Source organism: Bacillus sp. FSL M7-1345, from assembly GCF_038006985.1.
Classification (GTDB): Bacteria; Bacillota; Bacilli; order Bacillales; family Bacillaceae_G; genus Bacillus_A; species Bacillus_A cereus_U.
This window is the reverse complement of sequence record NZ_JBBOWG010000001.1, coordinates 1,015,377-1,038,214: the sequence shown is the minus strand read 5'-3', so window position 1 is coordinate 1,038,214 and position 22,838 is coordinate 1,015,377. Positions and strand designations below refer to the sequence as shown.

Genomic DNA, 22,838 nt, shown 5'->3' with positions numbered 1-22,838 from the left:
AATTTGAGCATAGCCATCAACTTAAAAAATGCATTGTTCCTAAAACGAGTTGAATTCACATAAATAACTGTAAAAAAATTAAAAATTTTGTTTAGGGGGTACTTAAAGACCTTATCTTGATGGGCATGGGGTATCGCCACACGACTAGCCAGCACTCACACCCAAAAACAGGAGGGAATGATAAAATGTAGTTTTAGGAGGGGAAAGAATGAAAAATGTACATAGATGGTTAAATTATTTTGGTTTTATATGTGTGTGCATGTCTAGCTTCGGTTTTGTTTCTCGTTGGATTTTTCGTGATGTGATTGCACTCGATCAATTACTTGTTTTGAGTATAGGAATTATTATTTTAATAACAGCGTTTTTTGTAAAACGTTGTAGTAAAGAGTTACGTGGTGATAAAGGTTAATCGCTCTAAATGTAGTTTTAGAATTTCGCAATCGGACCATATTGTTGAATAAGACTTATTGAATAATGACAGTTTATTTTAAGAAAGTAGATCGATAATATAGTAAATAATACTTTCCTTGACCCTGTACTATGGTACAGGGTTTATACTTTATATGAGGTGCGACAGATGCAATATCTTATTGGAGGACTGGCTGAAAAGTGTGGCGTTAACACGGAGACCATTCGATACAAATGGTCGATCGCAATGAAGCAAAGTGCGGTGACATATATGATTTCACTGTTCTTAAATTAGAGGACATCCAACGTAAAATTCAAGAACTAAAAAAATTAAACAATATGTGAAAAATGGACTTACTCCTAATCCAGTAGAGCTTATTCGCGAAAACATAAGAGAAAACCGATGTGGTTGTGAAGTAAACAATCCACAAGGTAGTTGTTGTTTAGGCAATGTTATAACTTACATTAGAAAAATGTCATTAGGAACTTAAATGTTTCTTTTTTTCACCAAAATACTTGGTGCTATTTCAAAATCTCAGGTTGATGGGCATGTGACGGTGCCTCATGCTCACCAAGCTAGTTAGTGTATGTTAAGTAAACCTTATGGATTTGTATATCTCATCCATCCACTTTCAGATTGTTTCGCTTTATACTTCCCATAAGACAGAAGCTTCATTGCCGAGCGATTGGCCGCATGAAAAACCAAGTTCAGCTTCCATTCTTCCTCCATTTCACTGGGATAGGTGGTGGATTCATAAACATAATAACCCGCCATGATACAGGGGACTACTTGCTCCGGTTCAAATCCATAAGCAGTTGCATCATCCACAACCAAATCAATGATGCATCGGTTTCCATCTTTAACTTTTTTCTGGAGTAATTTTTTTACCGATCCTGGTACTAATTCTAATATTTTATCCTTCATGTCAGTCACCTCATCTTTTATCATGTCCAGATAGCCTGGGGATATGTGTCAAACAGCATGAAATTCCAACCGTAATTGCACAGGTTTAACAAGATCTTAAGGACTATATCACCCTAAAAGGGAAAATGGCTTTAAATCCAAGAAATCTGGTGAGACAAGGAGAAACGTATTCGTTCATTTTGCAGTCGATTGGAACGAAACAATTTAAATGTAGGAAAACGTGTCGTGTCTAAAGTGGACAACCTATGTTTCTATGATTCTCCATATTGGCAGGATAATAATGTTGTAGGCATCTGTAGATGCAAGATTAGGATTTACTATAGACGCAAAAGTAACTGTCAATGGATCCACAATATAAAATACACAACAGCAAAGGCAAAACTAAAAGGCATGAGCCCTCGTACAATACCGGACCCATGCCCAAGAAACTTCCTAATGAAATAACGTGTCTAACTTTTAGATGTCATTTTGTGGCCATGAAACAAAGTTTAATAAAAGGATGATTTAATTGAATATAGAAAAAGCGTGTTTTGAACAATCTTTTTTCGAACCACGCTTTTTTTATTTGCTCTTTTATCAAGGTTTATTAAGTTAATTTAATCAAACTTTATTCCAAGTAAAGCATCTTTGGCTAGATAACCACCTTTACACTGATTTCGCCATCGCTCTACTGAATATCAAGTTCACTGCAATCACGATGACTGCACCGATAAGGGTTGCAAATACACGGTCGAACAGAATGATAAACCGGAACGGCTTGCCGGCTTCCATGATCAAAATAATGAGCGGGATCATGGTTGCAGAGTATACAAGATAATTTCGAACCTTTAGAAGAGGTCGAACACCTGCGAATAGCCCGATACTTATAACTAACCCCCAAATTGGTAGACTAGTTGCGAGAAGCAAGCTCGCAACAATCACGCCGATTACTGTACCAAGCACTCGTTGTGTTGTTTTGATTGGAAAGAGTTCTATTTTCCGCTGAGTAAGGATCGCTACGGTAATTGCAATCCAATAGAAGTGGTGCTCGGGCCAAAGTATTCGCAATCCCTCAGCTATACTTAGACATAATGCGAGCCTGATTGGGAATTGCCAACCGGATAGGTGTGCAAGAGAATTCCGCCATAGAATGATTTTTTTCGATGTTGGCCCTTTCACATCTCCATCCAGCGATGATTTATAACAACGGTGTACCCAGATGCCTAGCACCAAGCTGATACTGACGGTCCAAATCGCCCCTGCTAAGATTGAAAAAATTAGTTCCATCCGGTACTCCGTCTGGTCGACCATGTTGAGGATGATGATCAGGAATACGACAAAGCGTGTTGTTGCCACCGCCAAGGCACGACTATATCCGCCAATTAACGCAGCAAGGCTTACCAGCAGGATCAAGACTCCAAATGTCAGATAGCCATGTCCGAAAGAGAGAACAGCAGCAATCGCAGCGAGCACTACTGATAGCAGCGCTGATGCCAACTTTTTCCCGTGATTTATAAAACTCGAACCGACTTTCACGCTACTGACTGCCAAACTGCCGACCGATGCAGCAAAACCAAGAGCGGGATAGCCTAGAACTGTGGCGAACAGAACAGGTCCGGCCATACCTATGCCGGCGGAAATGAGTTCTACTATTTCTACCTTGGTCTCCTTAGACCAAGAAAACACTTGAGCCCTATATGTCTTTACATTCATCTATAGCACCTCTTCCGACCCAAAGAGTAGGGTACAGTTTAATAATAGGCTCTTTCTTTAATCCATGGACATGTGGTGATACCTATGTCCACCAAGCTAATATTTTGAAGTATCCCCAAAATGAAAATTTTATCTTTCCAGAGTTATTTATAATAATTCAGCTCATTTTTTTCGATATGGGGAAATGCCAATTTCTTAAGTTGATGGCGATGTGGCGAGACCCCACTTATAAGTAATTGATTAGAGGTGGTAAGATATTGTTATGGTTTAATAAGATTTCCGTAAATATATTACAGGGATTGCGCTCCATTCCTTCATTCGTCAGGGAATAATAAATATAAATAAAAAGAAGGCATCCTAAATGTGTAATTTAGGATGCCTTCTTTTTTATAAAGCAAATTAATTTCTATTAAGCAAGCGCATACGATAACAATTCATCGTCACTTCCCCAAGCCTTTGCAATAATTGATAGTTCGCATACGCGCCGACCGGGGCACCGATGATTGGGACAAGCTGAAGCATTTTTGCTAAATCAATATAGTCTCGGTATTCTGTTTGAAACTTTTCCCAGTCCATATGATTTTCTTCTTCTGTATCCCACGTTTCAATTGCTTTCCATACTTCTTTTCTATGGTCATCACTCGAAAAAGCAAGTTGGAAAACGTGAAGAATAAAAAGGCGCTCTTCTTTTTTACTCGTATCAAATCCGTACAATGTTGCTGCATCAAATAAAAATTTTATTTTAATGGTAAGTAGAAGCGGAAAATCAGCAAGACCGAGGAGAATACCACCTGCTCCCGTTCCTGCTCCTTCTGCCGCTGCGACTTTTTTGTACTCATCCATTTTTTTACGTACTTCATCGTCTCGTCTTTGCAGTGACCAGTTCGTTTCTTTTAGCTTCGGTTTTATGAAGTTTGATCCAGCACTAATTGTTTGTACCATCATCCGAATCGTTTCTGTTAGTACCTTTTGCACTTTCGCCGGCACTAGTTGTTGCACTTTTACCTGCACTTTTTTAGAGAACCGTGTCATCATAGAAGAATCTTTCATGAATGTAGCTTTCCACTGCTCCAATTCTTTTATAACCTTCTCTTCATATGTAATCATAGGTTCATTCCCTTCAGTTTAAACGTTCAATGCGTTTCGCACCGTATTGATAAACGAAACCAATACTAAATAATATGCTTACGACAAATAAAATGCCGGTCATTATGAAATCTTTCGTCGCAAGTGCAAATATAACTGTAAATACAACGCTACCGATGATGAGAATCGCATTTAATAAAGTAAGAAAATCGTTCTTCTTCTCGTCTACCCCTACTGGATATAAATCAAGCCAAATTTTCATGCGGTGATGTTTCCAAAGGGTTAATAGCTGATAGCCGATTAAGTATAAGAAAATAAGACTTACGATAAAACGTCCATATAAAAATGGGATGAAGTAAAGAATGACTCCTCCAAGAACGAGTAAACGCATATATAAGCCGAAATAGTTACCTGATCTTAAAAACGTTCTCGTATATAAGTATAAATATGTACGGTTCTCACCAATTATCGAAAGAATGAAATCAAGCCATTTCCTACGTGATACTCTCTCTTTTAACGCTGGTACATCAACGAACATATTCGCAATGCGGTACAGCAGCATCATTTTTTTACCTTCTTCAGAAATTAAATACTCCCAGTTTAGCGGCTTTCCCTTCACCTTTTGATGCATAACAGCAAGGTATAGCGCCATAAGAAAAACAATTACACCGGTAAAAATGACTGAAGTACGTTCTACAAGGACGTACACAAATAAGCCGTTTAAGATAAAGCGAATGAACCAATCTGCTTTTTGAACGCTTTGATCTGTTAAAAATGATTTTTCCCACGCTACGAATAAATTCCACGCTTTTACAATGACGAACGCGATTACAATCCATATGTAAGCCGCTCCTGTTTGCTTCATTTGCTGGAAGTATAACGGGGCAAGCGCAGCGGCTACCATTGCGATTATGTATAACTGAATCATAAACGTAAAGAGAAATGCCTTTGTAAAGTAAGGCTTTAACTTTTCTTCAACTGGCAGCAAGTACACAAGGTCCGCTTCTTTTAATAGCGTTTGTATGGATCCAGCTGTTAATACGAGGCCAAGTAAGACTGCCATAACAATCGCTGTCGGAAACGAAGGTGTTAACGTTTGTAACCATTGCTGGTAATAATACGCTCCTGCACCGATGATAAATACGAAAATAAATTTCAAATGATCATTAAATACGTATTTACTATATGTACGAACTTCTTTTAGAAAGTGCCGAAATCGTTCTTTCCATAACGCTGTGCTATTCATAATCTTCTTCCTTTGTTAATGCAATGTAAATATCATCTAACGTTGCACCAGGCATGTTAAATTGTGATTGCAATTCAGCCAACGTTCCTTTCGCTCTCACTTCACCTTGATGCAAAATAATGAATGAATCACAATAGCGCTCTGCTGTCGCTAAAATATGTGTACTCATTAAGATGCCCGCACCACTCTTTTTCATTTGATCCATCATTTGAAGGAGTGATTGAATCGCTAACGGATCAAGCCCAACGAAAGGTTCGTCCACAATGTAAAGTGATGGTTCAACTAAAAATGCACTCATAATCATCACTTTTTGTTTCATCCCTTTTGAGAAATGAGACGGAAACCATTTCAAACGATTTTTCATGCGAAATTCTTGTAATAGTTGTCCTACACGTTCTTCGTACTGTTTTTCATCTACACCGTACGCCATCGCTGTTAATTTCAAATGCTCTTCTAACGTTAACTCATCATATAATACTGGCGTTTCTGGAATGAAAGAAAAACTAGAACGGTACGCTGTCATATCATCACGAATTGTTTTCCCGTTAATTGTGACAGTTCCTTTTTTCGGCTCCATTAAACCGATGATATGTTTAATTGTCGTACTCTTCCCGGCTCCATTTAAACCGATTAAGCCGACAAGTTCGCCTTTATTAACAGAAAACGAAACATTTTGCAGTACAGGTCGTTTCGTATATCCTCCTGTAACATTTTCTACACGCAATAACTCGCTCATACGACACCACTTTCTTCATTAGTATTCATTCTACATTCATCTTACCAAAAATGGCGCTGTACTACATAGTATCGATGTCTTAAAAAAAAATTTAAATTTCTTCGCATATATTTTTACGAAAGCGGACATCATAATTAGTGAAGAAGGAACACACTTGAAAAAGCAACCACCAATTGATGAGTACAACAACATAGTGAAGTCATCATGAAATGGGGTGTCCAAATTGGACAATGAAATTTACACATAACCAGATAATTTGTTTCATTTTCGAAACGGGGTGTCTCCGAAAGAGCATATACTGTTTTAAAAAATAAACAATTTCATTTTTAAAAAGATTGCAATTCATTTCACTTGAAAATGGGGTGTCTACGGCAGAAACTTTAGCCGATTTACCGTGCATTTCTTATATAAATGAGGTGTCTGCGAACCGTAAATTATAAAAAAATGCTTTTTCAATCCCTCTTCAGAAAACAGGAAGCTGAGTCAGCTTCCTGTTTTTCGTGTTTGTTCTCCTATGTAATTATGGTAAAATACGGCTAAGACTATTTGAAAGGATGAGATCGATGAATCATACAGCGGACAATTGTATTTTTTGTAAAATCATTGACGGGCAAATCCCTTGCTCAAAAGTATACGAAGATGAACATGTACTTGCATTTTTAGATATTAGTCAAGTAACAAAAGGACATACTCTTGTTATTCCGAAAGTTCACAAACAAGACATTTTTGCGTTAACGCCAGAAATCGCATCACATATTTTTGCTGTCGTTCCAAAAATCGCAAATGCAATGAAAGCAGAATTTAATCCAGTTGGCTTCAACCTACTTAACAATAACGGCGAGAAAGCTGGACAAACTGTATTCCACTTCCACCTTCATTTAATTCCACGCTACGGTGAAAACGATGGTTTCGGTGCTGTTTGGAAATCACACCAAAATGAATATACAATGGAAAATTTACAAAACATCGCAAGCACAATTGCAAATAGTGTGAAATAGTGCCACTATAATAAGAAGTAATACATAACAAGCCGATTCCTCTGGAATTTATTGTATGGCTTGTTTCTTCACAAAGAATGCCGGAGGTATGATTTTTTGTGCATAGCATGTACAAGAGAGAAAACTCACTTTTCTTCCCCTTGTCTTAAAGATATGCACACTTTTATACATCATGAATACGAACGAAAAATAAGGAGGTTTCCTTTTATGTCAAAAGCTAAATCCTTTATTACAGGTGTACTTTGCGGCGGAGCAGTTGCTGGAATAGCCGTTCTTTTCTCAACTCCTTCTTCTGGTAAAGCTATGCGCGGTAAGCTGAAAGAAAAAGGAACTGATATTAAAAAGACTTTAGCTGATATTACAGCTGATACAAAATTATTAAAGCGCCAAATCGTTGAAACTGCTTCAGAAGGTAAAGAAGTATTTCAAGAACTAAAAGACGATATGCAAGACACGCTTTCTAACTGGAAACAAGATATTTCTCAAAACAAACGACATATTGAAAAAGAAATTTTAGACATTCAAAAGTCAATTGAGAAACTACAAGAAGCCGTTCCAGAAAAAGCGTAAACATATTCCTGCTTAGTTTTTTGCATATAACAAATATTTTTCACACGAATTGACCTTAACACGGCATATCACATAGATATGCCGTGTTTTTATGCATTTACAATATATGTTATCTCTTAACATGTAAAGAAAACACATGTATTCTTGACTCATAAAACGCTTCCATAGTTATGCATGATTTGTATAGAATGTTGTTTTTCCGAAAAATTTTCACAATTCTCACAAAAAGACTTTATTAATTTTTATTTTACTGGCATAATAGATAATAATGAAAAAAGAATGTTAAAGTGGGTGAGTAAATGAAAAGTGGAGAAAAAAATTACTCGGTAAAAGAAGCGATGATTTTCAGCCAACGTATTGCTCAATTATCGAAAGCGTTATGGAAATGCGTAGAGAAAGATTGGCAACAGTGGATTAAACCTTACGATTTAAACATTAATGAGCATCACATTTTAACCATCGCTTATCATTTAAAAGGGGCTTCTATTTCTGAGATTGCTAAATTTGGAGTTATGCACGTCTCAACAGCGTTTAACTTCTCTAAAAAGCTTGAAGAACGCGGCTATCTTGTATTCTCAAAAAAAGAAGATGATAAACGAAATACGTACATTGAAATTACAGACAAAGGGGAAGAATTACTACTTTGCTTAATGGAGGAGTATGATCCTGAAAATAATTCTGTTTTTAATGGGGCACTTGAACTTCGTAATTTTTACGGTAAGTTCCCAGAAAATATCGAACTGATTGCAATCCTTCGTAATATTTACGGACAAGACTTCATCGATATTTTTGAGAAATCATTAGAAGATATCGAGGAGAACTTTACGGAATCCGATCAAAAGTTAGTTAAGAAATAATCTATTTATTTTTTCGCAATCATGCGTAAGAATTCATTCATAAGTGGCTTAAATAAACCTTGTTTTGCTAGCGCTTCCGCAGTTTCGTGTACTTCGAGCTGATGTGGAAGCGCTTTTTCAAATTGATCTAATAACGCATCAAACAATAGTAGGCCTTCTGCTTTCTCCACTACATATTGTTCGTTCAGCTTTTCACAAAGTTTTAGTATACGTTCAATGTCTTTTTTACGAGCTTTTTTCTTTATGATTAAAGAATAAAATGGACACTTTTCTTCATCAATCATTTTAAATAGTAGGTCTACGTAATATTCAGCTTGTTCTAGTCTTCTTACAACGTCCATTTTCTCCCTCGCTTCCTAACACAAAGTCTTCTATTTCTGAATTTTGTAACACGAACAAAATATCGTATGATACAATATATAAAGTATATGTATTTTAGCCAAAAGGAGGTCTCGCCTCATGACTCTTATAACCGTTGTTTTTGTTGCATTCGCACTTCTTGTTATATTTTACACGAATTTCATGACACATACACTGTGTGAGCGAAAACAAATATCTGCGAGCCGCCAGCCCGGTGTCTTTCGAGTTATTAATGTATGTATTACCATTCTATTAATTTCTAGTTATATAGAAATTATATTTCATGGAAAGTGAGGAAGGAAAGCCCCTTCCTCATTTTTTTCCTCTATAAGCAAATTATACCTACTATAACCAATAAAATAAACAGTACAAGTAATAAAATAAGTTGAGAATTCATCCCCCATCCCCTCCTCTTTTCTATATATGCGGCATTCGCCCAATATGGTACCCTTTCAAAATCTGACACAAACTGGTTAAAATTTCTTTATCAATAGGAAAACTCGTCGAAATATGATATATTAAATTTTGTACATATTGCTTATACTATGAAATAAACGACACGCATCTAAACTTTATCCTAAAGCCTAGGTAAGCCCTGTTAAGCGTGCTTTTACATATTAAAAAAGCAAAGACATCAGTGAGACTTAATCAGGTTCTTATGAACGAAAATAACCTATCATAAGGCGTTTCTTCATTTGTACGGGATAAATTAAAAATACATAATAGTAGGAGTGTTTATTGAATGAAGAAAGCTATGCTTGCCTTAGCCGCAACAAGTGTAATCGCATTATCAGCATGTGGAACATCATCATCATCAGACAAAGTTGTTACATCTAAAGCTGGTGACATCACTAAAGAAGAGTTCTACACTCAAATGAAACAAACAGCTGGTAAACAAGTACTAAATAACATGGTTATGGAAAAAGTACTTATTAAAAACTACAAAGTCGATGACAAAGAAGTGGACAAAAAGTACGATGAAATGAAAAAGCAAGTCGGTGACCAATTCGATACACTAATGAAACAACAAGGTCTTAAAGAAGAAACAGTTAAAAATGGCGTTCGCGCTTCATTGGCTCAAGAACAAGCGATTGAAAAAACAATCACTGATAAAGAACTAAAAGAAAACTACAAGCCTGAAATTAAAGCAAGCCACATTCTTGTAAAAGATGAAGCTACTGCGAAAAAGGTTAAAGAAGAGCTTGGACAAGGTAAATCTTTCGAAGAGTTAGCGAAACAATACTCTGAAGATACTGGTTCAAAAGAAAAAGGCGGAGACCTTGGCTACTTTACAGCTGGTAAAATGGTTAAAGAATTCGAAGACGCAGCTTATAAAATGAAAAAAGATGAAGTAAGCGAACCTGTAAAATCACAATTCGGTTACCACATCATTAAAGTAACAGATATTAAAGAACAAAAACCATTTGATGAAGTAAAAGGCGACATCAAAAAAGAACTTGTTCAAAAGAAAGCACAAGATGCTCAATTCATGAACGATCTTATGATGAAAGAAATCAAAAAAGCTGACGTAAAAGTTGACGATAAAGATTTGAAAGATCTTTTCGAAGAACCAAAAGCTGACGCTAAAAAAGACGAAAAGAAATAATGAAAAGCTCGGGCTAAGCCCGAGCTTTTTTTGTATGCCCTCTCCTTGCGTTACATTACGTTCAGATTCGGTAAATGAAATTATATGATCCGTTCTCCGGATCAATCAGCTACGGATCTAATTATATCAGCGATTTTTCAATTATATCGACCGCAACTCCAATTATATCGGCGATTCTCAAAATTTATCGACCGTAACTCCAATTATATCGGCGATTTTTCAATTATATCGACTTACCGACAAAAACTGACAATGATCGCTCTTCCCTCTTAAAAGACAACAAAAAACCTCGATTCCACCACATGCGGAACCAAGGTTTATCTTATTATCATTGATTAAATTCAAGAACTATGTTAAATTAGTACAGAAACGCATTCTTAAAAAAATAAGAGAATGTATTTATCCGTATCTTAATTGTACAACAAAATCTATTTTCAGTCAACCTCTATTTTTCACTTTTAAAGGAGTGCTTACCGTATGAACAAAAAACTTGATCAAGAGCAAAAACGCTTGGATACCGTAATAGAAACGATTACGGAGCAAATTGATAAACTGGAAAGCGAAACTGGCAGACGCCGGGCAGAAGTAATCAACATTCGCAAACACTTCTGGGATGATGTAAAAGTTAACACTGATACTTTTGACGATTATCTTGAAACAGTTATCAACTTAAGACAACAAGCTCAGTCACTAGCCGTAACACAAATTACCCATAAGCACACCTTTAATCGACTTGCCGCACTACGCCGTATGCATAAAGCACCTTACTTCGGACGAATCGATTTCAAAGAAGAAGGAGAAGTTGGTGCAGAACAAATTTATATCGGGGTGGCTACCCTTACCGATGCAAGCGGAGAAAACTTTCTTATATACGATTGGCGCGCACCCATTTCAAGTGTCTACTACGATTATCCACCAGGACCAGCTGAGTACAGTACACCAGGAGGCGTAATCCACGGCAATGTGGAGAAAAAATTACAATATATTATTCAAAATGGCGAGATTGATTCCATGTTCGATACGAGCCTCACAATTGGAGATGAAATCCTGCAACAAGCGCTCGGAAAAGGTACAAACAAACATATGCAAAGTATTGTTGCTACTATCCAGCGCGAGCAAAATGAAATTATCCGTCACGATGAAGGGCGACTACTTATCGTTCAAGGCGCTGCTGGTAGTGGTAAAACATCAGCTGCATTGCAGCGAATCGCCTACTTACTATATAAATATCGCGAATGGCTAAAAGCGGATCAAATCATTCTCTTCTCCCCTAACTCCATGTTCAACAGCTACGTGTCTAACGTATTGCCAGAACTCGGTGAAGAGAATATGCAGCAAGTTACATTCCAGGAATATTTAAACCATAGACTAAGCAAGTCATTTGACGTTGAAGATCCTTATGAGCAACTAGAATATATGCTAACTGAAACGAATAGCCCTGCCTATAAAACTAGAAATGCGAGCATTCGATTTAAAGCATCTACTCAATTTTTCGATATGATTAGAACGTACAGACAATCTCTTGAATCTTCAGGCATGTTATTTAGAGGAATGAAATTTAGAGGAAAACTGATTGCCTCTGCTAAAGAAATTACAGAGCAATTTTATAATACTGATTCCTCCCTCCGCTTCCATAATAGAATCGAGAAGTTAACGGATTGGCTAAATAAACAAATAGATACAATCGAAAAAACAGAACTGAAAAAACCTTGGGTAGAAGAAGAAATTGAATTACTTAGTAAAGATGAATATCAAAAGGCTTATAAATACTTACAGAAAAAAGGAGAGTTTGACGACAATTCCTTTAATGATTATGAGAAAGAAACGAAAGTACTCGGACGTATGATTGTCCGCAAAAAATTAAAGCCATTGCGTAAAGGCGTTCAAACGCTACGCTTCATCAATTTCACAGGAATATATAAACAACTCTTCACAAATTCATCATGGGTTACTGGAGAAAAACCTAAAGAATGGGACGACATTTGCTCATTAACAGTAAACATGCTTGATGAAGGAAAGCTATATTACGAGGATGCGACTCCATTTTTACTTTTAAAAGAATTAATTGAAGGCTTCCAAACAAACAGATCCATTAAACACGTACTCGTAGACGAAGCACAAGATTATTCTCCGTTTCAATTCGAGTTTTTAAAACGTCTCTTCCCTGCAGCAAAAATGACGGTACTCGGAGACTTTAACCAAGCGATATTCGCTCATGCGAGGGAAACGGTTAATTTCAATACACTTACTAGCTTATACGGGCCAGACGAAACAAACGGCATCAACTTAACTCGTAGCTATCGCTCAACAAAACCGATTATTGAATTTACACGCTATCTCGTACCGGAAGGAAAGAACATTAACGCCTTTGAACGTGACGGCGAGAAACCTACAGTAACGAAAGTTTCTGATTACAACGAACTGCATGAACATATTACTGCCAAAGTCGCTGAATTACAAAAACAACAGCACAATACGATCGCAATTATATGTAAATCCGCAGCCGAGAGTGCCGTTGCCTACGAAGCACTCAGCCATATCGAGAATATTAAACTTGTGAAAAGTAACTCTGCTGAGTATGAGCAAGGCATTGTCGTTATTCCTGCTTATTTAGCGAAGGGTATCGAATTTGACGCTGTTATTATTTACAATGCCTCTAAAGATGTGTACAGTGATGCAAGCCTTCGTAGATTGTTCTACACTGCTTGTACGCGCGCGATGCATGAATTGCAGCTTTATAGCGTTGGTGAGGTTAGTCCTTTTGTAACCGGGGCTGATTTGGAAAGTTTTGAACTTATTACACCTTGATATAAATCAAGGTGTTTCTTTTTTATGCAGGACTTACAACTTAAAAATAGAATATATCATTTTAGAAAAAATTAAGGAGTGAAAAGATGAATCATTATTTTATCGCTATTTATGATGGCGTGTTTCCTGCCCAAAAATTACATACCATTTTACAATCTAATCCCACTTTTATCGACCTAAACGTCCGCACCATTTCAATTTCATCACCAAGACCATTCACTTTATTAGTTGGCACAGAACACGATGCTCTCACAACTGGACTTACAGACGAATACCACTTATTAACGAGAAAGTTACAAGAACTAGAAGAACAAGAAAAGTACTATTACGTTTATGACTATAAAATTAGAAAAACCATCGAGAATCCTAACCAAAAATGCTTTCCATTAGCCCATATCAATATAAGTGTTACGAATTTCCATAAGATGATTCAAAAAGTAAAAGACTTAAAACGACCTGTTTTTGCAGGTTATAACATCACTTCTCATGATGCAGACATACTTACGCTTGATGTACTTCTATCTTCACCTTTATTAGATCCTAACACTTCCGAAAAAGACGCGGAAGAGCACTTATATTTACAACAATTAGCCGAAACACTTTCTCGTTCTGAATTATGTACCTCTATTGAAGCGAGTTCACTTATTTCAACATAAAAAGAGGGTTATTTTTCATAACCCTCTACATACTACTGAATTCTTTTACAAACAACTTATATAATCATCAAGGTGTTTCTTTTCTTCTAAATGAAAGATCTTTACGTCGATAAACACTTAACACGACTCCTATTAATAGTGCATGAAATACAGTTGGTGTTAATCCATAACTAATAAAAGGTAAGGATATAGCAGCAATCGGTAATAGGCCTAGAATCATGCCCACGTTATAAATGAACTGAACTACAAAAAGAATCATTCCTCCCACGAGAAGCAATTTACCATATCGATCATTTATTTTATAAGATATGACCATTAATCTTGCTACAAAAAGAGAAAGAATTAAGACAAGGACCAGTGCAAGCACATATCCATAATAATAAGTCAAACTTGCAAATACAAAATCAGTATCTGGATTAGGGATGAGCTTTACATCTCCATATGTACCAAACCAACCTGCTGACGACATTACCTCTTTTAAACGTATATACATAAATCCTGCGCCATGTGCATCACGCTCTGGATTCAAATACCCTAAAAATCTATCCAAATGATATCCTTTTACTGAGGGCCAGGAAAAAGACGCCCTTATAATCAATAAACAAATTGGTACAATTGTAATAATTAATGCCGTTTTCTTTCCTAACTTACTCCACCAAAGCATAACGAATACCATCGTGATATAAATAAAAATCACTGAAAAAGCTGCGCCAATTAAGAATAAATACAAAGAAAATAAATACAGCACTACAAGATACCTAACTTTCAATCTATTGTTATTGAAAAAAGAAGCCCAAGCTAGAAAAAAGAACGGTACTGCCATTAAACGATCAATTGCAATAGGACCAATTTTTATTATTGGTTCCCCAGTTATCCAAGCGTTCGGAAAACAATATAGCATTAACAAGATCAGTACCCCAATTGTATAAAACAACCATCCAAATCTCTCTAACTTCCGATAATCGATCAGCATCATCCCTACAGCTGTTGCAATACCGAGAATAACAGATATCACCTTATTCATTAGTAGATCATTCATATATCCAAAAGCTATAACCGGCAAAAATCCTAGCCCCATAGCAGCTACTAATAAAATAATAAGGAACCAATCAACCTTTGGCTTATGCAGTTTGTTAAGTTCCCGGCCAAGTTTAATCGGACTTCCCATTTGTTCCACAGCTTTATTTTCAGCGACTTCCTCACTTAATCCTCTTTCTATCCATGTGTTCTTCGCCTGTTTTAAGTGAAAATCTAGTTCAGTTGCTACGAAGCTCTTTGCTTCTTTTGATTTAATATGATTAGTAACTTCTTTTAAAAAACGCTCCCCTTTTTCATTCAATTTCGCATCACTCCTGTACTAAGCCTTTTAATATAAACCGTGCCTTTGTAGAATCTTTCTCTGCCTTTCGTAGCATCTTTCTTCCTTTATCATTTAATTGATAATATTTCGCCCCTGCATGATCCCAGCTAGATTGGATAAAACGGTTCTGTTCTAATCGATGTAATAAGGTGTATAAAAAACCTTCATTTCCTTCGAATTTTTGAATTCCTCTCCCTCGCAATAGCTGCGCCAGTTCGTACCCTGTTTTTTCATTCATAAGAAGTTGCAACACTGCTAAAAGGATATCTTCTTCCTTTTCGGACGATTGATTGATTTTTTCACGTACCCGCTTTCGATGCTGATCAGAAAAACTCAAATGTTTAAAAGTTGTGTTCTCCATTGATTTTCGCAAGCCTTTTAACCGATCTTCCATTTGATTATTCCTCCAATCCTTTCTTCAAAAGTTCCTTAGCTTTTTTTAGTCTTGTTTTTATTGTGTTCTCCTTCACTTCTATTACAATAGCAATATCTTTAATTGATAATTCTTCATAATAAAATAGATAAATGACTTCTCGATATTTTATCGGTAAATTCATTACTGCAGAAGCCAACCTATGGTCCTCTGCATTTTGAATAACCGTTTGTTCAACACTTTCTTTTTGACTCCCCATAAAAGTAGATTCATCTTCTGTAACGATGACCTTTTTGTTATACCAACTTTTTAAATAGTCCTTACAATGATTAATGGCAATTCTCCACAACCACGTTTTCACATTTGATTTCCCTTTGTATGTATGAAGAGATTTATAGCATTTCACAAATATATCTTGCGTTAAATCCTCCGCAACCTCTTTGTTATTCACATATGAATACACAAGCTGTAAGACTTCTTGTCCATACTTGTTCATTATTTCATCGATAAGGTCCTCCTTATCTTCTACTTCAAACGCTTCTACCGTTAATTCATCCACATTATTTCCTCCTTCCCATATATTAGACGACGCACTGTATGGAAAAGTTTTATAAATTCATAAAAAAAAAAACGGTTGGCAATGTCCATACCGATTTGTTAAACCTTTATTTCAAGTTTTATACATGCCATCATGGTCTAACTCTCGGCTTCATATTCTCCCCTTCCTACTAAAATAGCATTTTTGTTTTAAAATCCGTCCCAGTAGTTGTCTGCAAATGTTTCAAATTAATCATCCGTAAAATTAAGTAGATTATCTGTAAATTGCGGGTCATTTGCCATCGCTTCCGCAATTACATCGAATTTGTCTCGTGGAATATCCCATCCTTTTTCATCAACCAATAATTCCAATTGATGCTTAATAACCATTACATACACTTCTCTTAATCCCATTATTTTGCCTTTCTCTCAAACAACGATTTTGTTTTCATTTCACCAACACCAATTACCAAATTTTACATAAATACATTTTTTTACTCTTTTAGTATATTAAATATAAGCTTCCTAAAAGCTGTTATACCATTTCCCTATCCTTATTAAGGATAGGGGTTTTTTATTAAATTCTATTTATAAAATCACTCCAAATAAGAATTTTGTCAAAAACTTACATGCATCTGTTTTTCATTGTATAATTAAATTATCAATATATTAGGAGTGTTAAGTGTGTCAAAAACAATAATGATTTTGTTATACATCTGTTTCGGAATGAGTGCGGTTTTTAGCTTAATAAAGGAATTTCGAAAGCCACAGAGAAGCCAGTTCTTGATTTTATTTGATTCTCTAATTTTGATAGGAGCTGTATTTTTAATAGCTAGTATCTTTATCTAAATTATATAACGGACACTCTCCAGGGAGTGAAGCAGCTAGCAAAAGCTAACTGCTTTTTTAATTTAACTAACACTTTTGTTTGATTTTCATCCGCCCATATTAGGATTGATACATTCCCACATATAATCATCCAATTCAATCTCTACGTTCTTAATAATTTCACCCTTATAAAGATGGCTATGATTCAAACGCCCCACCCTAGAAACGTCATATAATGAATCCACAAACATCTGAATAGCCCATAAAAAAACCACCTAAAGGCTCCCCTTCAGGTGGTTCTCTATTTTACGCTAACGCAGCTGCCTGCTCTTGTTGATCTACAGGAATTACAGCATCTGTTAATGCTTTTTCTAGTTCAGCTGTGTATTTCATTTGCTCTTCTTTGCTCCAGCCAAGTTTTGCAGCCATGTAGTTGATTACTGCTTCTTTCCACTCATATACCCAGTGGATGTTGAAGAATACAGCGCCTCTGCGGCGTACGAAGAAGTCAACTGGTTTTGCTGTCATTTCGTAATCCATTGCGTATACAAGCGGGATTAGAACGTCTAGCGGCATGTTGTATTCTTTCGCTTCGTCTTTATGTTTTTTCGCTAGGCCGAACAGTACGTCAACGTTAGAGCCGTAGAATTTCGCGAATTCTTCAGCTTGAGCTGTTGTTAAACCGTATTTCGTACCTTCTCCTGCTTTTTTCGCGATAAATGCTGAGAATCCGTGTGAACCACTTACATGACCACCAGAGATTGGCATATGTTTCGTATCGCTCTTCTGGTATGCACTATGACCTTCTTTTTGTAATAGATTCGTTACGTAGTCTACTACCATTTCAGCCATTTTGCGGTATCCTGTTAATTTACCACCTGCGATTGTAATTAAACCAGATTCAGAAGTCCAAATTTCATCTTTACGAGAAATTTCAGATGCATTCTTACCTTCTTCATAAATTAACGGACGTACACCAGCCCAGCTTGACTCCACATCTTTTTCTGTAATTTTCACGCTTGGGAACATGTAGTTAATCGCATTAATGATATATGTGCGATCTTCTGTTGTCATGTGCGGTACAGCTGCGTCTTTGTCATAGAACGTATCTGTTGTACCTACGTACGTTTTTCCTTCGCGAGGAATCGCGAACACCATACGTTTATCTGGTGTATCAAAGTAAATCGCTTGCCCTAATGGGAAACGTTTTTGGTCAATTACTAAATGCACACCTTTTGATAATTGAAGTACTTTCCCTTTTTTAGAGTTATCTTTTTCACGAAGTGTATCTACCCAAGGACCAGCTGCATTTACAATTTTCTTACCGTAAACTTCGTACACTTCTCCGTCTAGTAAATCGATTACACGTACACCGCATACTTTTCCATCTTTATATAAGAAACTGTCTACTTTTGCGTAGTTAACAGCTTTCGCACCGTGTTCAATCGCTTCTTTCATTACTTCAATTGTAAGACGCGCATCGTCTGTACGATATTCTACGTAGTAACCGCCACCTTTTAATCCTTCTTGTTTTACAAGAGGCTCTTTATTTAGCGTTTCTTCACGGTTAAACATCTTTCTGCGCTCGCTTCGTTTTACACCTGCTAAGAAGTCGTATACACGAAGACCAATTGATGTACTAAATGACCCGAACGTGCCGCCTGTATGGAACGGAAGTAACATCCACTCCGGTGTTGTTACATGGGGACCGTTCTCATATACGATCGCACGCTCTTTCCCCACCTCTGCTACCATTTTCACTTCAAGTTGTTTTAAATAACGTAAACCGCCGTGTACAAGTTTCGTTGAACGACTTGATGTACCTGCTGCAAAGTCCTGCATTTCAAACACAATTGTTGATAAACCGCGTGTTGCCCCATCTAATGCAATACCAGAACCAGTAATACCTCCACCAATTACGATCACATCTAACTCTTGTTTATTTACTCCGTTTAATACGTCTTTACGTTGTTTACTTGAAAATTTCATGGTAATTCCTCCCTTTGATAACGAAAAAAGAGACCACGAACTCCGCTATAGATTTCGCCTCTATAGCGTGTTGTGGTCTCTCCAAATCTCCTACCGAATTATTAACTTGTCATCATTATAACACTGTTTATGATTATTTGAAAGCTTTAGTTGCTTCAATTGCCTTTTTCCATCCAGCATATAGCTCTTCGCTTGTTTCCGCTTCCATTGCCGGTGTAAAGCGTTTATCCATATTCCACTGCGCTTTAATTTCATCTTGGTTTTTCCAATACCCAACCGCAAGACCAGCTAAGTATGCTGCGCCTAATGCTGTCGTTTCACTGATTACTGGACGCTCTACAGGAACGTCTAACATATCGCTTTGGAACTGCATTAAGAAGTTATTCTTAACTGCCCCGCCATCAACACGTAATGTATTCAGTTCAATACCTGAATCTGCTTCCATCGCGCATAGTACATCTTTCGTTTGGTATGCTAAAGATTCTAGCGTTGCACGAATGAAATGCTCCTTCGTCGTACCGCGCGTTACACCAAACATAGCGCCGCGTACTTCACTATCCCAGTACGGTGTACCTAATCCTACGAATGCTGGTACTATGTATACACCTTCAGTTGATTCAACACGGCTAGCATACACTTCACTCTCACTCGCATCTTTAAACATGCGCATTCCGTCACGTAACCACTGAATTGCAGAACCTGCTACGAAAATACTTCCTTCTAATGCGTAATTCACTTTACCATCTAAACCCCATGCAATTGTTGTTAATAGGCCATGCTCAGAAGCTACTGCTTTTTCGCCTGTGTTCATTAACATGAAGCAACCAGTTCCGTAAGTGTTCTTCGCCATACCTTCACCGAAACAAGCTTGTCCAAATAATGCTGCTTGCTGGTCACCAGCTACACCTGCAATCGGTACATTTTGACCGAAGAAGTGGTAATCAATTGTTTCTCCATATATTTCAGATGATTGACGTACTTCTGGAAGCATGCTCTTTGGTACTGTTAACATGTCTAGAAGTTTATCATCCCACTGTAAGTCGTGAATGTTAAACATTAATGTACGTGATGCATTTGAGTAATCTGTTACGTGCGCTTTCCCGCCAGACAATTTCCATACAAGCCATGTATCAATTGTTCCGAATAATAACTCGCCGTTTTCCGCTTTTTCTCTTGCACCTTCAACGTTGTCTAAAATCCATTTTACTTTCGTACCAGAGAAGTATGCATCAATTAAAAGACCTGTTTTTTCGCGAACCATCTCGCTATAACCTTTTTCTTTTAACTCATCACAAATTTCAACTGTTTGACGAGATTGCCATACGATTGCGTTATAAATTGGTTTTCCAGTCGTTTTATCCCATACAACCGCTGTTTCACGTTGGTTCGTAATACCGATACCAGCGATTTGTTCTGGCTTCACATCTGCTTCGCTTAAGCAAGTTGCGATAACTGCTAAAATAGATCCCCAAATTTCTTGTGCATTATGCTCAACCCAGCCTGGCTTTGGAAAATGTTGCGTAAACTCTTTTTGAGCTGAATGAACGATTTTTCCTTCTTTATTGAAAAGAATTGCGCGTGAGCTTGTTGTTCCTTGGTCTAATGAAAGAATATATTTTTTCATATCAGTTTCCCCCTATGCTACTTTTCTACTATTTGTAGTAGTTTCACTTTTTTTACTTGTCATATAAGAGATTGCTAGTACAATCACAGTTGCAATAATCACATAAATAAGTGCTGAATTTTGTTTTCCTTCAAATACAACTTGATGGAATAATCCTGCAAGTGATCCACCTAGAATCGGACCAACTACTGGAATCCATGCATACTTCCAGTTTGAACCGCCCTTTCCTGCAATCGGAAGGAAGAAGTGTGCAATACGCGGGCCTAAATCACGAGCCGGGTTGATTGCGTATCCTGTTGTTCCACCTAATGATAAACCAATACTTACAATTAAGAAACCTACGATAAATGGATTTAAACCATCTGCAAATTTATTTGCTCCAATTGCTAATATACCAAATACTAAAACGAATGTTCCAATCATTTCACTTAAAAGGTTTGTAAATGTGTTCGGAATTGCTGGACCTGTTGCAAATACGCCTAACTTTGTTCCTGGATCTTCTGTTTCTTTCCAGTGTGGTAAGTAATGTAAATATACGAGAACTGCCCCGATAATTGCCCCAATCATTTGTGCTGCGATATACATAGGTACGTCACTCCATGGGAACGCTCCCTTAAAAGCAAGTCCTATCGTTAAAGCCGGATTCAAATGTGCCCCACTAATTGATCCAACTGCATACGCTGCCATCGCTACCGCTAAGCCCCAGCCCATTGTAATTACAATCCAACCAGAATCTTTCGCAAACGATTTCTTTAAACTTACACCAGCGCAAACACCGCCACCAAGTAAGATTAACAACGCAGTCCCTATTAACTCTCCTAAAAATGCTGACATAGTATCCCTCCACTATCAATTTTAACGTTTTCAAATGCGATAGAGGTAAAATGAATGGCCATTCGTTTTTTTTTCAAAAGAAAAAGATCCACAGCTTACATGCTTCTATATAATATATAGAAACAATAAAATGTGGATCTCTTCTTTTCTCCGTCACGTTTATTAACTTGTCTATAATGTTAACCTCTAATGAAAGCGGTGTCAACAGAATTATTTCACATTTCCGTCACTTTTTTTGGTAATGTTTCCATAATTCTTTTTTCGATGTCGTAATTGCTGTCGCACCAGCATTTAACGCTCTTTCAACGTCTTCTACAGTTCGAATAAAACCACCTGCTAAAATCGGTACACCTGTACGCTCTTTCACCTCAGCAATGACACCCGTTAACGCACCAGGAAGCACCTCTATATAATCCGGCTTCGTCTTTTCTAGTAAATTACAGCTCTTTTCCATTGCGCTAGAATCAATTAAAAAGATGCGTTGAATGGAGACGACACCTTTTTGCTTCGCCTTCATAATTACGCTCGCCTTTGTCGATAATAACCCGTACGGTTTATATTCTTGGCATAAAAACTCCGTCGCATGCCCATCACTTTGTAATCCATGGATCAAATCAACATGTAAAAATACTTTTTTATTATGCTGCTTCGCGAGTGACACAACACTCTTCAATTGACCAACATGAATATCTAAAATAACAATATACTCATACGAACTATGTAATAGCTTTTCCAAATCTTTAATTTGCCTCACTGCCGGCAATATCTTCTGTTCATGAAATTCCATTCTAAATGTCCCCTTCTTTATATCATCCTATCCTTTATAGTACACAATTTAAGTGAAAAGAACAGCTAGTGTAGGGGATTTCTTACAAATCTTTCTCTTATCTATATATTTTCTTCAACTTATCAGAAACCGTACCACCTATAACCATTAATATGAGGGGTAAAAAATTCATTACATATGGTGCGTCTGCTACAATTGTAATGCTTGCTCCTGCAAACTTATTTACCATCCATACAACGATTTTTGTAATAAACAAAAATACTCCCAGCATGAATAGACTATCAAAAAACACCTTCCATTTTGGATACGCTAATTGTTTACTATCTTCAATTACCTTCTGTGTCAACTCTTCATCACTCCTCAATAACTCATCAATTGTAATACCGAACAGATCACTTAAATGAATAATAATTTCAATGCTCGGATAGTTCTTTCCCGTCTCCCATTTCGAAACAGACTGCCTGCTTACATGAATTTTTTCAGCCAAATCATTTTGCGACCAATTTCTTTTTTCCCTTTCTTCTTTTAAACGTTCACTAAAAATCATACTGTGTTTAT

Annotated in this window: 23 protein-coding genes and 1 pseudogene; 9 read left to right on the top strand and 15 right to left on the bottom strand. The window is 36.9% G+C overall.

Translation table 11 applies throughout. The annotated features are described in order from the left end of the window. Nucleotides 1-208 precede the first annotated feature (208 nt). Nucleotides 209-409, top strand: a complete 201-nt coding sequence (locus tag MHB76_RS05350; RefSeq protein WP_002158997.1) for a hypothetical protein — start codon at nucleotides 209-211, stop codon at nucleotides 407-409. Between the two features lie 600 nt (nucleotides 410-1,009). Here the strand turns inward: MHB76_RS05350 and MHB76_RS05345 are convergent. Next, nucleotides 1,010-1,333, bottom strand: coding sequence for a hypothetical protein (locus tag MHB76_RS05345; protein WP_002146752.1), 324 nt, complete (start codon nucleotides 1,331-1,333; stop codon nucleotides 1,010-1,012). Between the two features lie 210 nt (nucleotides 1,334-1,543). Here MHB76_RS05345 and MHB76_RS05340 point away from each other — a divergent pair. Next, nucleotides 1,544-1,836 (top strand): annotated as a pseudogene (locus MHB76_RS05340) (hypothetical protein); the annotation flags it as partial. Between the two features lie 142 nt (nucleotides 1,837-1,978). Here the strand turns inward: MHB76_RS05340 and MHB76_RS05335 are convergent. The 4 genes from MHB76_RS05335 to ecsA form a co-directional block, all read right to left on the bottom strand. Next, complete coding sequence (locus MHB76_RS05335) at nucleotides 1,979-3,025, bottom strand: FUSC family protein (RefSeq protein WP_340985893.1); 1,047 nt, start codon at nucleotides 3,023-3,025, stop codon at nucleotides 1,979-1,981. Between the two features lie 399 nt (nucleotides 3,026-3,424). Beyond that, the gene (gene ecsC, locus MHB76_RS05330; RefSeq protein WP_002030211.1) at nucleotides 3,425-4,132 is read right to left on the bottom strand and encodes an ecs operon protein EcsC; all 708 of its coding nucleotides are present in this window, start codon (nucleotides 4,130-4,132) and stop codon (nucleotides 3,425-3,427) included. A gap of 13 nt (nucleotides 4,133-4,145) precedes the next feature. Then, the gene (locus MHB76_RS05325; protein ID WP_078174794.1) at nucleotides 4,146-5,357 is read right to left on the bottom strand and encodes an ABC transporter permease; all 1,212 of its coding nucleotides are present in this window, start codon (nucleotides 5,355-5,357) and stop codon (nucleotides 4,146-4,148) included. Then, nucleotides 5,350-6,093 carry an ABC transporter ATP-binding protein EcsA gene (ecsA, locus tag MHB76_RS05320; protein ID WP_033710448.1) on the bottom strand — a complete coding sequence of 248 codons (744 nt, stop codon included), beginning with the start codon at nucleotides 6,091-6,093 and terminating at the stop codon, nucleotides 5,350-5,352. The genes MHB76_RS05325 and ecsA overlap by 8 nt, the downstream gene beginning before the upstream one ends. 563 nt (nucleotides 6,094-6,656) lie before the next feature. Here ecsA and MHB76_RS05315 point away from each other — a divergent pair. The 3 genes from MHB76_RS05315 (at nucleotide 6,657) to MHB76_RS05305 (ending at nucleotide 8,518) form a co-directional block, all read left to right on the top strand. Beyond that, the gene (locus tag MHB76_RS05315) at nucleotides 6,657-7,091 is read left to right on the top strand and encodes an HIT family protein (protein WP_001016832.1); all 435 of its coding nucleotides are present in this window, start codon (nucleotides 6,657-6,659) and stop codon (nucleotides 7,089-7,091) included. A 207-nt stretch (nucleotides 7,092-7,298) separates the two neighbouring features. Further along, on the top strand, nucleotides 7,299-7,661 hold the full coding sequence (locus tag MHB76_RS05310; protein WP_002159008.1) for a YtxH domain-containing protein: 363 nt from the start codon (nucleotides 7,299-7,301) through the stop codon (nucleotides 7,659-7,661). A 299-nt stretch (nucleotides 7,662-7,960) separates the two neighbouring features. Continuing rightward, entirely contained in the window at nucleotides 7,961-8,518 is a 558-nt protein-coding gene (locus MHB76_RS05305; protein WP_002159009.1) for an HTH-type transcriptional regulator Hpr, read from the top strand. Nucleotides 8,519-8,523: 5 nt separating this feature from the next. Here the strand turns inward: MHB76_RS05305 and MHB76_RS05300 are convergent, their stop codons facing one another. Then, the gene (locus tag MHB76_RS05300) at nucleotides 8,524-8,859 is read right to left on the bottom strand and encodes a DUF1878 family protein (RefSeq protein ID WP_002150076.1); all 336 of its coding nucleotides are present in this window, start codon (nucleotides 8,857-8,859) and stop codon (nucleotides 8,524-8,526) included. Between the two features lie 118 nt (nucleotides 8,860-8,977). On the opposite strand from MHB76_RS05300, the gene MHB76_RS05295 reads away from it, so the two are divergent. From MHB76_RS05295 to MHB76_RS05280, 4 genes are all read left to right on the top strand, one after another. After that, nucleotides 8,978-9,172, top strand: a complete 195-nt coding sequence (locus tag MHB76_RS05295) for a hypothetical protein (protein WP_000172692.1) — start codon at nucleotides 8,978-8,980, stop codon at nucleotides 9,170-9,172. A gap of 448 nt (nucleotides 9,173-9,620) precedes the next feature. Next, nucleotides 9,621-10,484 carry a peptidylprolyl isomerase PrsA gene (gene prsA / locus MHB76_RS05290; protein ID WP_002159010.1) on the top strand — a complete coding sequence of 288 codons (864 nt, stop codon included), beginning with the start codon at nucleotides 9,621-9,623 and terminating at the stop codon, nucleotides 10,482-10,484. 477 nt (nucleotides 10,485-10,961) lie between these two features. Beyond that, the gene (helD, locus tag MHB76_RS05285) at nucleotides 10,962-13,292 is read left to right on the top strand and encodes an RNA polymerase recycling motor HelD (protein WP_078174795.1); all 2,331 of its coding nucleotides are present in this window, start codon (nucleotides 10,962-10,964) and stop codon (nucleotides 13,290-13,292) included. Nucleotides 13,293-13,378: 86 nt separating this feature from the next. Then, nucleotides 13,379-13,948, top strand: coding sequence for a hypothetical protein (locus tag MHB76_RS05280; protein ID WP_016104084.1), 570 nt, complete (start codon nucleotides 13,379-13,381; stop codon nucleotides 13,946-13,948). A 67-nt stretch (nucleotides 13,949-14,015) separates the two neighbouring features. On the opposite strand, the gene MHB76_RS05275 is transcribed toward MHB76_RS05280, so the two are convergent. The 9 genes from MHB76_RS05275 to MHB76_RS05235 all read right to left on the bottom strand — a co-directional run bounded on the left by MHB76_RS05275 (nucleotide 14,016) and on the right by MHB76_RS05235 (nucleotide 22,827). Beyond that, nucleotides 14,016-15,287, bottom strand: coding sequence for an FtsW/RodA/SpoVE family cell cycle protein (locus tag MHB76_RS05275; RefSeq protein WP_078174796.1), 1,272 nt, complete (start codon nucleotides 15,285-15,287; stop codon nucleotides 14,016-14,018). Nucleotides 15,288-15,294: 7 nt separating this feature from the next. After that, nucleotides 15,295-15,702 (bottom strand): PadR family transcriptional regulator, encoded by a 408-nt coding sequence (locus MHB76_RS05270; protein ID WP_078174797.1) that lies wholly within the window; start codon nucleotides 15,700-15,702, stop codon nucleotides 15,295-15,297. 4 nt (nucleotides 15,703-15,706) lie between these two features. Next, nucleotides 15,707-16,240, bottom strand: coding sequence for a sigma-70 family RNA polymerase sigma factor (locus MHB76_RS05265; protein ID WP_078174798.1), 534 nt, complete (start codon nucleotides 16,238-16,240; stop codon nucleotides 15,707-15,709). Nucleotides 16,241-16,467: 227 nt separating this feature from the next. Continuing rightward, nucleotides 16,468-16,632, bottom strand: coding sequence for a hypothetical protein (locus tag MHB76_RS05260; RefSeq protein WP_176108031.1), 165 nt, complete (start codon nucleotides 16,630-16,632; stop codon nucleotides 16,468-16,470). Nucleotides 16,633-17,352: 720 nt separating this feature from the next. Then, the gene (glpD, locus tag MHB76_RS05255) at nucleotides 17,353-19,035 is read right to left on the bottom strand and encodes an aerobic glycerol-3-phosphate dehydrogenase (RefSeq protein ID WP_078174799.1); all 1,683 of its coding nucleotides are present in this window, start codon (nucleotides 19,033-19,035) and stop codon (nucleotides 17,353-17,355) included. 133 nt (nucleotides 19,036-19,168) lie between these two features. Then, the gene (gene glpK / locus MHB76_RS05250) at nucleotides 19,169-20,659 is read right to left on the bottom strand and encodes a glycerol kinase GlpK (protein WP_002159019.1); all 1,491 of its coding nucleotides are present in this window, start codon (nucleotides 20,657-20,659) and stop codon (nucleotides 19,169-19,171) included. Nucleotides 20,660-20,671: 12 nt separating this feature from the next. Then, nucleotides 20,672-21,493, bottom strand: a complete 822-nt coding sequence (gene glpF / locus MHB76_RS05245) for a glycerol uptake facilitator protein GlpF (RefSeq protein WP_002159020.1) — start codon at nucleotides 21,491-21,493, stop codon at nucleotides 20,672-20,674. 226 nt (nucleotides 21,494-21,719) lie between these two features. Next, nucleotides 21,720-22,280, bottom strand: coding sequence for a glycerol uptake operon antiterminator GlpP (glpP, locus tag MHB76_RS05240; protein ID WP_000394293.1), 561 nt, complete (start codon nucleotides 22,278-22,280; stop codon nucleotides 21,720-21,722). A gap of 97 nt (nucleotides 22,281-22,377) precedes the next feature. Next, nucleotides 22,378-22,827, bottom strand: a complete 450-nt coding sequence (locus tag MHB76_RS05235) for a helix-turn-helix domain-containing protein (RefSeq protein WP_078174800.1) — start codon at nucleotides 22,825-22,827, stop codon at nucleotides 22,378-22,380. Nucleotides 22,828-22,838 lie beyond the last annotated feature (11 nt).